Here is an 11558-nt window from a genome sequence, read left to right as displayed (position 1 = left end):
GTGGTGCGCCCGCTCCCGGTGGTGCGCCCGCTCCCGGTGGTGCGCCCGCTCCCGGTGGTGCGCCCGCTCCCGGTGGTGCGCCCGCTCCCGGTGGTGCGCCCGCTCCCGGTGGTTTGCCCGCGCCCCGAGGCGCGGCTCCGCTCCCGCCGACGGCGTCGAGGCGTCCGCAGGTGGGGCCCGCACCTCCGGGGACCACCGCGCCCCGCCGCAGGCCCCCTCACATCTCGCCCAGGGTGACCTCCGCCTTCCGTGTCGCCGTTCCCCGGACGTACGTCGTCGTCACCTTGTCGCCCGGCCGGAGCGAGGCCAACGCCTCCGACAGGGACGTGATCGTCGTGATGTCGGTGTCACCGAGCCGGGTGATCACGTCCCCCGGCTTCAGGCCCGCCCGACCCGCCGCCCCGTTCGCCGGCGCCTCGACCACGGCCACGCCCGCCGGCTCGTAGTCGTCGTCGAGCACCGTACGGCCGGTGATGTTCAGGGCCGCCCGCCCCGAGTCCGTCACCTTGCCGTCCTTGACGATCTGGTCCGCGACGGTCCGCACCATCGACGCGGGGATCGCGAACCCGATCCCGGCCGCCGAGCCGCCGCCCATCTCCGGATCGGTCGCCGCGAGCGTCGGGATGCCGATGACCTCGCTGTTCAGGTTCACCAGCGCGCCCCCGCTGTTGCCGGGGTTGATCGCGGCCGACGTCTGGACCATGTTCCCGATGGTCGCGCCCGTGCCCCCGCCCGTCCGCCCCTCGCTGACGGTGCGGCCGGTCGCCGAGACGATGCCCTGCGTCACGCTGCCGGACAGGCCGAGCGGGGAACCCATCGCCAACACGATCTGCCCCATGTCGACGGCGGCCGAGTCGCCGAACCTCGCCGGCTTGAGGCCCTGCGGCACGGACGCGAGTCTGATCACCGCGAGATCCTGCTCGGGGTACGAGAAGACGAGCCGGGCGGTCACCGGCTGCCCACCGGTGGCGGCGGTGACCTTGAAGTTCTTCTCCTGGCCGACCACGTGCGCGTTGGTGACGATGTGCCCCGCGGCGTCGTACACGACCCCGGAGCCCAGGCTGTTCGCCGCGTCGATCTGGACGACCGAGGGCAGCACGTTCTTGATGACGGCCCGGTAGTCGTCCTGGAGGTCGTTGGCCGCGAGCGGCACCGCCGCCTGGGTGGAGCGCTCACGCACGGGCGCGTCCCCTTCGGCGGAGCAACCCCCGACGAGCGCGGCGGCGCACAGTGCGGCGGTCAGGGGGAGGAGACGGCGAGGGGTACGGGCGTGGCCACGGGATACGTCCATGTCCGGAGTATCCGGTTCACGCCCGCGCGGGGCCCGACGAACGCACCCGATCAGGGGTGCCGGCCCCTCCCGGGCACCGGCCCCGCGCCCGTCTCAGCCCCGTACCCCGCACAGGTGCAGCAGCGCCGCTATCCGTCGGTACGGTTCCGTGCGGCCCGCCCGGTCCTCGGCGGCGAGGAGCCGGTCCAGCTCGTCGGCGGCCGGCAGGCCCGCCTCGGCCGGGACGCCGTCGGTGAAGACCCGTACCCCGTACCAGGCGTGCAGCGGCGCCGCGATCCCCGCGAGCGTCGCCGTCAGCGCGTCGAGGCGGTCGGCCCGCACCTTCACGCCGTGGTCGTCCGTGTAGACGTCCGAGTCGAAGCCCGTGAGCGCCCCCGACCAGTCGCCGGCGAGCCCCGGCCGCATGGCCAGGGCGTCGGCGTTCCGCACGACCAGGGAGAGCAGCCCGCCGGGGGCCAGCATCCGGGCCAGGCCGGCCAGCAGCGCGTCCGGCTCGTCCGCGTACATGAGCACGCCGTGGCAGAGGACCACGTCGAAGCTGCCGGGCAGGAAGTGCACCCCGGTCTCGCGGCCGTCGCCCTCGATCAGCCGGACCCGCTCACGGATCCCGGCGGGCTCCGTCGCCAGCGACTCACGGGCCGCCTTCAGGAGGTCGGGATCGGCCTCCAGGCCGGTCACCGTGTGGCCGGCGCGCGCGAGCCGCAGGGCCTGGGTGCCCTGGCCCATGCCCGCGTCGAGGATCCGCAGTCGCTGCCCCACGGGGTAGCGGCCGGATATCTGCTCGTCGAGCTGACGGGCGACGATCTCCTGGCGGATCGTGTCGCGCAGCCCGCCGGATCCGGCGGGCCAGTGCGCGACGGCGGGCAGCACCGGGCCGCCCGCCTCTGAGGTCGCCGCGCCGAAAGCGCGCCCGACGGGCTCCGAGCTGTCGGCGCTCAGGGCCGCTCTCCGCGCTTGACCTGCGGCTTCGGCAGCCGAAGTCGGCGCATCTGGAGCGTGCGCATCAGGCCGTAGGCGACGGCGCCGCGCTTCGGCTCGTTCGGGAAGCGCTCGGCGAGCTGCTTCCGCAGACGGAGCCAGATGCCGACCGAGTCGATGACGATCAGGATGATCACACCGAGCCAGAGCAGCAGGGAGATGTTCTGCAGCGACGGGTTGGCGTTGCCGAACAGCGACAGCACGAGGATCACCACGGCCATCGGCAGGAAGAACTCGGCGATCGCGAACCGCGAGTCGACGAAGTCGCGCACGAAGCGGCGGACCGGACCCTTGTCGCGGGCCGGCAGATAACGCTCGTCGCCACTCGCCAGCGCCTCACGCTGACGTGCCAGGTCGGAGCGGCGTGCCTCGCGCTGGCGCTTGGCGGCCTCCTTGCGGTCGGTCGGCACCGTCACGGCGCGACGGCGCTGGGTCTGCGCCTCGCTCCGCTTCGGGGTCGGGCGGCCCTTGGGGGCCTCGGGGTCGCGGGGCTGCTTGGTGGAGAGGTCCGCCGTCACCTTGTCGGTGGGGGCCTTCTCGTCCTTCGAACGGCTACGGAACACAAAACCCAAGGGTACGGGGTGGTGGGCATGAACCCGAGGCCGGCCGGGAACGATCCGCTAACGGAGTGCGTCCATGGCGATGTGCGGGTGAGGACGGGCGCGGTCTCCCTGAGATCCCTCTACTCCCTGCGCGGGAGGGAGGGCCGCCCGTAGTCGTCCTTGGGGAGGAGCGCATCCCGCTCCGAACAGTGCGGTAATGGAGACAGGGCCCGTACTGTGGATCCTGTCGAAGAGCTGGATTCGAAGTCCGTCAGAAGGGGGCGCGCGAAGCCCATGAGCGGTGTCATGAAGCGTATGGGGATGATCTTCCGCGCGAAGGCGAACAAGGCCCTTGACCGGGCCGAGGATCCGCGCGAGACGCTCGATTACTCCTATCAGAAGCAGCTGGAGCTGTTGCAGAAGGTGCGGCGGGGCGTCGCCGACGTCGCCACCTCCCGCAAGCGGCTCGAACTCCAGCTGAACCAGCTGCAGGGCCAGTCCGCCAAGCTGGAGGACCAGGGCCGCAAGGCACTGGCGCTCGGCCGCGAGGACCTGGCGCGTGAGGCGCTGTCCCGCCGCGCCGCGCTCCAGCAGCAGGTCAGCGACCTGGAGGTGCAGCACCAGACGCTGCAGGGCGAGGAGGAGAAGCTCACCCTCGCCGCCCAGCGCCTCCAGGCCAAGGTCGACGCCTTCCGTACCAAGAAGGAGACGATCAAGGCGACCTACACGGCGGCGCAGGCCCAGACGAGGATCGCCGAGTCCTTCTCCGGCATCTCGGAGGAGATGAGCGACGTCGGGGTCGCGATCCAGCGGGCCGAGGACAAGACCGCCCAGCTCCAGGCGCGCGCCGGCGCGATCGACGAGCTGCTCGCCTCGGGAGCCCTGGACGACCAGTCCGGTCTCGCGAAGGACGACATCCAGGCGGAGCTGGACCGGCTGTCCGGCGGTACGGACGTCGAGCTGGAGCTCCAGCGGATGAAGGCGGAACTGGCCGGCGGCCCGTCGGCGCAGCAGCAGGCCCTCGAGGGCGGTGGCGCTGCGGCGCCGCAGGACCAGAACCAGCAGTCCCACCCCCGCTTCGAGAAGTAGGCGACAGACAGGACGCGACATGATCGTACGGATCATGGGGGAGGGCCAGTGGAAGCTGGCCGACAGCCACTTCGTCGAGCTGAACAAGCTCGACGACGAGCTGCTCGCAGAGATGGAATCGGGGGACGGGGAAGGTTTCCGGCACACGCTGGGCGCCCTCCTGGACGCGGTCCGGCGGCTCGGTGAGCCACTCCCGGACGACGCCCTCGAACCCTCGGAGCTCATCCTCCCCGCCCCGGACGCGAGCCTCGACGAGGTCAGGGCGATGCTCTCCGACGACGGCCTGATCCCGGGCTGACGCACGACCGTCGCTGCCCCGCCACCCCGACCGGGGAGGCGGGGCAGCGTGCTTCCCCCACGGGTGTCCTGCCCCCGCCTCCCGCTCCGGGGTGTCCTGCCGATCAGGCCGGACACCTCCCGGGCTTCCCTCCCCGTACCGTTGTCCCCCGTGACCCCCACCGGCCCCGCCACCGGCACGCTCTACCTCCGTCTCCGCGACCGGTTCCGTGCCCACCCCCTCGCCTTCGACGCGACCGTCGCGGCCGGCGCGCTCGTCTGCATGGTCGCCGGGTCCTTCACCGACCCCCACGGCAGCCCGGACGGGCCGACCTTCGGCGACCACACGCCCGACGCCTGGAGCGTGCTGATCATGGTCGCCGGGGCCGCCGCGCTCGTGCTGCGGCGCCGCCACCCCTTCCGGGTGCTCTGCTTCACCGTGACGATCAGCCTCGTCGAACTGATCAGCGACACCCGGCCCGCCCCCATCGCCATGAGCGCCGTCGTCGCGCTCTACACGGTCGCCTCCCGCACCGACCGCCCCACCACCTGGCGCGTGGGCCTCGCCACGATGGCGGTGCTCACCGCCGCCGCCATGACCTTCGGCCCCACCAACTGGTACGCGCAGGAGAACCTCGGCGTCTTCGCCTGGACCGGCATGGCCGCCGCCGCGGGGGACGCCGTCCGCAGCCGCCGGGCCTTCGTCGACGCGATACGGGAGCGGGCCGAGCGGGCCGAGCGGACCCGCGAGGAGGAGGCCGGACGCCGGGTCGCCGAGGAACGGCTGCGGATCGCCCGCGACCTCCACGACGTCGTCGCCCACCACATCGCCCTGGTGAACGTCCAGGCCGGCGTCGCGGCCCACGTCATGGACAAGCGCCCCGACCAGGCCAAGGAGGCCCTCGCGCACGTACGGGAGGCCAGCCGTTCCGCGCTCGACGAGCTGCGCGCCACCGTCGGCCTGCTGCGCCAGTCCGGCGACCCCGAGGCGCCCACCGAACCGGCCCCCGGCCTCGCCGTCCTCGACGGGCTGCTCGACAGCTTCCGCAAGGCCGGGCTCCCGGTCGCCCTGGCCCGTACCGACGGGGAGAAGCCGCTGCCCGCGACCGTCGACCTGGCCGCGTACAGGATCGTGCAGGAAGCCCTCACGAACGTCCGCAAGCACGCGGGACCGGACGCCGAGGCGGAGGTGAGCGTCGTCCGGGTGGGCCGCACGGTCGAGATCACCGTCCTCGACAACGGCGGGCCCCCCTCCGTCCCGGGACCCGCCCCCACCGGCGGTCACGGTCTGCTCGGCATGCGGGAACGGGTCGGCGCGCTCGGCGGCACCCTGACCGCCGCCCCCCGCTACGGCGGCGGTTTCCGGGTCCAGGCGATACTGCCGGTGACGTCCCGTACGGGGGAGGACACATGACCATCCGGGTGCTGCTCGCCGACGACCAGGCCCTGCTCCGCAGCGCCTTCAAGGTCCTGGTGGACTCAGAACCGGACATGGAGGTCGTCGGCGAGGCCGCCGACGGCGCCCAGGCGGTGGCCCTCGCCCGCTCGGAGCACCCCGACGTCGTCCTGATGGACATCCGGATGCCGGGCACGGACGGCCTCGCGGCCACCCGCCTGATCACCGCCGACCCCGAACTCTCCGACGTACGGATCGTCATGCTCACCACCTTCGAGGTCGACGAGTACGTCGTGCAGTCGCTGCGCGCCGGGGCCTCCGGTTTCCTCGGCAAGGGCGCCGAACCCGAGGAGCTCCTCGGCGCGATCCGGATCGCCCACGCCGGCGAGGCGCTGCTGTCCCCGGCCGCCACCAAGGGGCTGATCGCCACGTTCCTCGCGCAGGGCACGGGCGGACGGGCCGTCCACGGGGACGTCGGGGCGCGGACCGAGCGGCTCACCGCGCTCACCGCCCGGGAGCGGGAGGTCCTGGTGCTGGTGGCGGGCGGCCTGTCCAACGACGAGATCGCCGAGCGCCTCGATGTCAGTCCGCTCACCGTGAAGACCCACGTCAACCGGGCCATGGCGAAACTGGGCGCCCGCGACCGGGCCCAGCTGGTGGTCACGGCGTACGAATCGGGGCTGGTCCGTCCGAGGGTGGAGTGACCCGAGGCCCCGGCGTACTCCAGACGCGGTATGCGCGCGACAAGGATGTGGACCCGGGGGCCGAGGACTTACGGCCGTCGATGGCGGATCGTGGGAAGGGGGGGCGTCTCCGGCGGATCCAGCGGGTCCGGGCCGGGGTCCTGGCTGCTCCCGCCTGTCGACGAGTACGCCACAGAAGAGAGACCCCATGTCCTGGCTGTCCAGATTCAGCCTCGCGCAAAGGGCCCTGGTCGGGCTGATGTCCATCGTCGCGATCGTGTTCGGGGCGATCGCGATACCGCAGCTGAAGCAGCAGTTGTTCCCCTCGATCGAGCTGCCGATGGTCTCGGTCCTCGCCCCGTACCAGGGTGCCTCTCCGGATGTGGTCGAGAAGCAGGTCGTCGAACCGCTGGAGAGCAACCTGAAGGCCGTCGACGGCCTCACGTCGGTCACCTCCACCGCCTCCGAGGGCATGGCCGTCGTCATGGCCTCCTTCGACTACGGCGACGAGTCGACGAAGCAGCTCGTCGCGGACGTCCAGCAGGCCGTCAACCGCGCCCGCGCGCAGTTGCCCGACTCCGTCGACCCGCAGGTGATCGCCGGTTCGACGGACGACATGCCGACCGTCGTCCTCGCCGCCGCGTCCGACCAGGACCAGCAGGCCCTCGCCGACCGTCTGGAGCGGACCGTCGTCCCCGCCCTCGAAGGCATCGAGGGCGTCGGCCAGGTCTCCGTCTCCGGCGTCCAGGACCTCCAGGTCTCCGTCACCCCGGACGAGCGCAGGCTCGCCGCCGCCGGTCTCACCACCGCCAAGCTCGCCGAGGCCCTCCGCTCGGGCGGCGGCACGATGCCGGCCGGCTCCTTCGCCCAGGACGGCAAGAACCGCACGATCCAGGTCGGCGGCGGCTACACCTCGCTGCGGCAGATCCAGGACCTGCGGATCCCGGCGGCCGCCCCCGGCAAGGGCAAGGCGGTCCGCCTCGGTGACGTGGCCACCGTGCGCCAGGAGGAGTCGCAGCGCGTCTCCCTCACCCGTACCAACGGCAAGCCCAGCCTCGCCGTCATGGCCACCATGGACAAGGACGGCAGCGCCGTCGCCATCTCGGACGCCGTCGAGGAGATGCTGCCCGAGCTGCGCCGTGACCTCGGCGCGGGCGCCGAGCTGACGGTCGTCTCCGACCAGGGCCCGGCCGTCGCCAAGGCCGTCTCAGGACTCACCACCGAGGGTGCGCTCGGCCTCGTCATGGCCGTCCTGGTGATCCTGGTCTTCCTCGCGTCGATCCGCTCGACCCTGGTGACCGCGGTCTCCATCCCGCTCTCGGTCGTCCTCGCCCTGATCGTGCTGTGGACCCGCGACCTCTCGCTGAACATGCTGACGCTCGGCGCGATGACCATCGCCATCGGCCGGGTCGTCGACGACTCGATCGTGGTCCTGGAGAACATCAAGCGCCACCTCGGCTACGGCGAGGAGCGCCAGGCCGCGATCCTCACCGCGGTCCGCGAGGTGGCGGGTGCCGTCACCTCCTCCACCCTCACCACCGTCGCCGTCTTCCTGCCGATCGGGCTCACCGGCGGCATGATCGGTGAGCTGTTCGGCTCGTTCTCGCTGACGGTCACCGCGGCCCTGCTCGCCTCGCTCCTCGTCTCCCTGACCGTGGTCCCGGTCCTCTCGTACTGGTTCCTCCGCGCCCCGAAGGGCACATCGGAGGACCTGGCGGAGGCGCGCAGGCTGGCCGAGGAGAAGGAGGAGAAGAGCCGTCTCCAGCGCGTGTACGTGCCCGTCCTGCGGTTCGCGACCCGGCGCAGGCTCGCCAGCCTGGGCATCGCCCTCGCCGTCCTGGTCGTCACCTTCGGCATGGCCCCGTTCCTCAAGACGAACTTCTTCGACCAGGGCGAGCAGGAGGTCCTCAGCATCCAGCAGGAGCTGCCGCCGGGCACCGGTCTCGACGCCTCCGACGAGGCCGCGAAGAAGATCGAGAAGCTCCTCGCGGAGACCGAGGGTGTCAAGGACTACCAGGTCAACGTCGGCTCGTCCGGCTTCATGGCGGCCTTCGGCGGCGGTACCGGCACCAACCAGGCCTCGTACAAGGTCAGCCTTGAGGACTCCGACGCGTACGAGAAGACCCGCGCCGCCATCGAGAAGGGCCTCGGCGCCCTCGACGGGATCGGTGACACGACTCTCTCGGCCGGCGACGGCTTCGGCAGCCAGGACCTGAGCGTGGTCGTCAAGGCCGCCGACCCGGAGGTCCTCAAGAAGGCCTCCGAGCAGGTCCGGACGGCGATCGCCGGGCTGAAGGACGTCACCGACGTGCAGAGCGACCTCTCGCAGTCCGTACCGCGCATCTCCGTCACGGCGAAGCCCGCCGCGGCCGACGCGGGCTTCGACTCCGCCTCGCTCGGCATGATCGTCGCCCAGGCCGTCCGGGGCACCCCGGCCGCCAAGGCGATCCTCGACGACAGCGAGCGGGACGTCCTGATCACCTCGGCGCGGCCCGTCACCACCCTGGACGGGCTCAAGGCCCTGCCCCTCGGCCCGGTGCGGCTGGGCGACATCGCCACCGTCGAGCTGGTCCCCGGCCCGGTCTCCATGACCAGGATCGACGGCGCCCGCGCGGCGACGATCACGGCGAAGCCGGTCGGTGACAACACCGGCGCGGTGAGCAGCACCCTCCAGACGGAGATCGGCGCGCTCGACCTGCCGGAGGGCGCCACCGCCACCATCGGCGGCGTCTCCGAGGACCAGTCCGAGGCCTTCCTCAACCTGTTCCTCGCGATGCTCGCGGCCGTCGCGATCGTCTTCATGCTGCTCGTGGCGACCTTCAGGTCGCTGATCCAGCCGCTGATCCTGCTGGTCTCGATCCCGTTCGCGGCGACCGGCGCGATCGGTCTCCTGGTGGTCACCGACACCGCGATGGGCGTCCCGGCGATGATCGGCATGCTGATGCTCATCGGCATCGTCGTCACCAACGCGATCGTCCTGATCGACCTGATCAACCAGTACCGGGCCCAGGGCCTGGGTGTCGTCGAGGCGGTGGTCGAGGGCGGCCGGCACCGGCTCCGCCCGATCCTGATGACGGCCCTCGCGACGATCTTCGCGCTGCTGCCGATGGCCCTCGGCATCACCGGCGAGGGCGGCTTCATAGCCCAGCCGCTGGCCGTGGTCGTGATCGGCGGTCTGCTCACCTCGACGCTGCTGACCCTGCTCCTCGTCCCGACGCTGTACGCGATGGTGGAGCTCCGCAAGGAGCGCCGCGCGAAGAAGAAGGCGGCGAAGAAGGACGCGAGGCGAGCGGCGAAGGAGAAGGGCGACGCGACGGTCAACCCGGATCAGCCGGACGTCTCCCCGCTGGACGCGAGTCTGCTGAACCTCCTGGACTGAGCCCCGGACGACGAAGGGCGCCCCGCGGTCGTGCGGGGCGCCCACGGCGTGTACGGGGAGGAGAACCGTTACGGCAGAGCGAGCATCCGCTCCAGGGCCAGCTTGGCGAAGCTCTCCGTCTCCTTGTCGACCTGGATCTGGTTGACGAGGTTGCCCTCGGCCAGGGACTCCAGGGTCCACACCAGGTGCGGCAGGTCGATCCGGTTCATGGTCGAGCAGAAGCAGACCGTCTTGTCGAGGAAGACGATCTCCTTGCCCTGGTCGGCGAATCGGTTCGCCAGACGCCGGACCAGGTTCAGCTCCGTGCCGATCGCCCACGAGGAACCGGCCGGGGCCGCCTCCAGGGTGTTGATGATGTACTCGGTCGAGCCCACGTAGTCAGCGGCGGCGACGACCTCGTGGCGGCACTCGGGGTGGACGAGCACGTTCACGCCGGGGATGCGCTCGCGCACGTCGTTCACGGAGTCCAGCGAGAAGCGTCCGTGCACCGAGCAGTGACCCCGCCACAGGATCATCTTGGCGGCGCGCAGCTCCTCGACGGTCAGTCCGCCGTTGGGCTTGTGCGGGTTGTAGAGCACGCAGTCGTCCAGGGACATCCCCATGTCCCGGACGGCGGTGTTGCGGCCGAGGTGCTGGTCGGGCAGGAACAGCACCTTCTCGCCCTGTTCGAAGGCCCAGTTCAGGGCCCGCTCGGCATTGGACGAGGTGCAGATGGTGCCCCCGTGCTTGCCGGTGAAGGCCTTGATGTCGGCCGAGGAGTTCATGTACGAGACGGGCACGACCTGCTCGGCGACGCCGGCCTCGGTCAGCACGTCCCAGCACTCGGCGACCTGCTCGGCGGTGGCCATGTCGGCCATCGAGCAGCCGGCCGCCAGGTCGGGCAGGACGACCTTCTGCTCGTCGCCGGTGAGGATGTCGGCCGACTCGGCCATGAAGTGGACACCGCAGAACACGATGTACTCGGCCTCGGGCCTCGCCGCGGCGTCGCGCGCGAGCTTGAACGAGTCACCGGTGACGTCGGCGAACTGGATGACCTCGTCACGCTGGTAGTGGTGGCCGAGGACGAAGACCTTGTCCCCGAGCTTCTCCTTGGCCGCGCGGGCGCGCTCCACGAGGTCGGGGTCGGAGGGCGACGGCAGATCGCCGGGGCACTCCACTCCGCGCTCGCTCTTGGGGTCGGCCTCGCGGCCGAGCAGGAGCAGGGCGAGCGGCGTCGGCTGTACGTCGAGATCATGACGGGCTTGGGCCGTGGTCACGTCACGCACCCTTTCTTCGGGGAACCAGCGGGGATGCTTTTCGTCGAAATGACGCTATCTATCATAACCGCTTCACGTCACGATGACGACGGCCATAGTGTCGATGTGACGAATTCGCCGTCCCCGCCGCGGGACTTCACCGTCCCCGCGGTGGGACAGGGTGTGCGAGCATGAAAGAGGAAACCCCACTCGGCCCGGAATGAATCCGGGGCACCGACGGTTGCAACCGTCGGCAAGCAGTCTCCGTACACACCGGGAGAGAAGCAGATGTCCGTATCGGACGAGAAGACCACTGTCAGCGACGGCATCCTCCTGTCCGACGCCGCCGCGGCCAAGGTCAAGGGCCTCCTCGAACAGGAAGGCCGCGAGGACCTGGCCCTGCGCGTCGCCGTTCAGCCCGGCGGCTGCTCCGGCCTGCGTTACCAGCTGTTCTTCGACGAGCGTTCGCTCGACGGCGATGTCGTGAAGGACTTCGACGGCGTCAAGGTCGTCACCGACCGCATGAGCGCCCCGTACCTCGGCGGCGCGTCGATCGACTTCGTCGACACCATCGAGAAGCAGGGCTTCACCATCGACAACCCGAACGCCACGGGCTCCTGCGCCTGCGGCGACTCGTTCAGCTAGTCGCACACGGCGTACGCATGAGGGCGGCGGCCCGGGATCACTCC

The 11558-nt window shown here is 71.3% G+C and carries 11 protein-coding genes; 6 read left to right on the top strand and 5 right to left on the bottom strand.

What is annotated here, in order from left to right:
• The 4 genes from ACFWV2_RS32725 to ACFWV2_RS32710 all read right to left on the bottom strand — a co-directional run.
• A partial coding sequence (locus ACFWV2_RS32725) for a hypothetical protein (RefSeq protein ID WP_384410956.1) occupies positions 1–183 on the bottom strand: 183 nt, incomplete at its 3' end.
• Between the two features lie 34 nt (positions 184–217).
• On the bottom strand, positions 218–1291 hold the full coding sequence (locus tag ACFWV2_RS32720) for a S1C family serine protease (RefSeq protein ID WP_384410954.1): 1074 nt from the start codon (positions 1289–1291) through the stop codon (positions 218–220).
• A 93-nt stretch (positions 1292–1384) separates the two neighbouring features.
• Complete coding sequence (locus ACFWV2_RS32715; protein ID WP_384410951.1) at positions 1385–2161, bottom strand: class I SAM-dependent methyltransferase; 777 nt, start codon at positions 2159–2161, stop codon at positions 1385–1387.
• Between the two features lie 65 nt (positions 2162–2226).
• Complete coding sequence (locus ACFWV2_RS32710; RefSeq protein WP_384410948.1) at positions 2227–2832, bottom strand: DUF3043 domain-containing protein; 606 nt, start codon at positions 2830–2832, stop codon at positions 2227–2229.
• A 273-nt stretch (positions 2833–3105) separates the two neighbouring features.
• Between ACFWV2_RS32710 and ACFWV2_RS32705 the strand changes: the two genes are divergently transcribed.
• From ACFWV2_RS32705 to ACFWV2_RS32685, 5 genes are all read left to right on the top strand, one after another.
• Positions 3106–3900 carry a PspA/IM30 family protein gene (locus ACFWV2_RS32705; RefSeq protein ID WP_384410946.1) on the top strand — a complete coding sequence of 265 codons (795 nt, stop codon included), beginning with the start codon at positions 3106–3108 and terminating at the stop codon, positions 3898–3900.
• Positions 3901–3919: 19 nt separating this feature from the next.
• A complete protein-coding gene (locus tag ACFWV2_RS32700; RefSeq protein ID WP_384410943.1) occupies positions 3920–4198 on the top strand; it encodes a hypothetical protein in 279 nt (92 codons plus the stop codon).
• A gap of 150 nt (positions 4199–4348) precedes the next feature.
• Entirely contained in the window at positions 4349–5590 is a 1242-nt protein-coding gene (locus ACFWV2_RS32695; protein ID WP_384410940.1) for a sensor histidine kinase, read from the top strand.
• Positions 5587–6276 (top strand): response regulator, encoded by a 690-nt coding sequence (locus ACFWV2_RS32690; RefSeq protein ID WP_384410937.1) that lies wholly within the window; start codon positions 5587–5589, stop codon positions 6274–6276. Before ACFWV2_RS32695 ends, ACFWV2_RS32690 begins: the two co-directional genes overlap by 4 nt.
• A gap of 187 nt (positions 6277–6463) precedes the next feature.
• A complete protein-coding gene (locus tag ACFWV2_RS32685; RefSeq protein ID WP_384410934.1) occupies positions 6464–9634 on the top strand; it encodes an efflux RND transporter permease subunit in 3171 nt (1056 codons plus the stop codon).
• A gap of 68 nt (positions 9635–9702) precedes the next feature.
• On the opposite strand, the gene nadA is transcribed toward ACFWV2_RS32685, so the two are convergent.
• Positions 9703–10899, bottom strand: coding sequence for a quinolinate synthase NadA (gene nadA, locus ACFWV2_RS32680; RefSeq protein ID WP_384410931.1), 1197 nt, complete (start codon positions 10897–10899; stop codon positions 9703–9705).
• A gap of 258 nt (positions 10900–11157) precedes the next feature.
• On the opposite strand from nadA, the gene ACFWV2_RS32675 reads away from it, so the two are divergent.
• The gene (locus ACFWV2_RS32675) at positions 11158–11514 is read left to right on the top strand and encodes an iron-sulfur cluster assembly accessory protein (protein ID WP_056645451.1); all 357 of its coding nucleotides are present in this window, start codon (positions 11158–11160) and stop codon (positions 11512–11514) included.
• Positions 11515–11558 lie beyond the last annotated feature (44 nt).

The sequence above is a fragment of the Streptomyces sp. NPDC058671 genome, from assembly GCF_042716475.1.
Taxonomy (GTDB): domain Bacteria; phylum Actinomycetota; class Actinomycetes; order Streptomycetales; family Streptomycetaceae; genus Streptomyces.
Note: the sequence above shows the minus strand (reverse complement) of the source record. Positions and strands in the feature narration are given on the sequence as shown.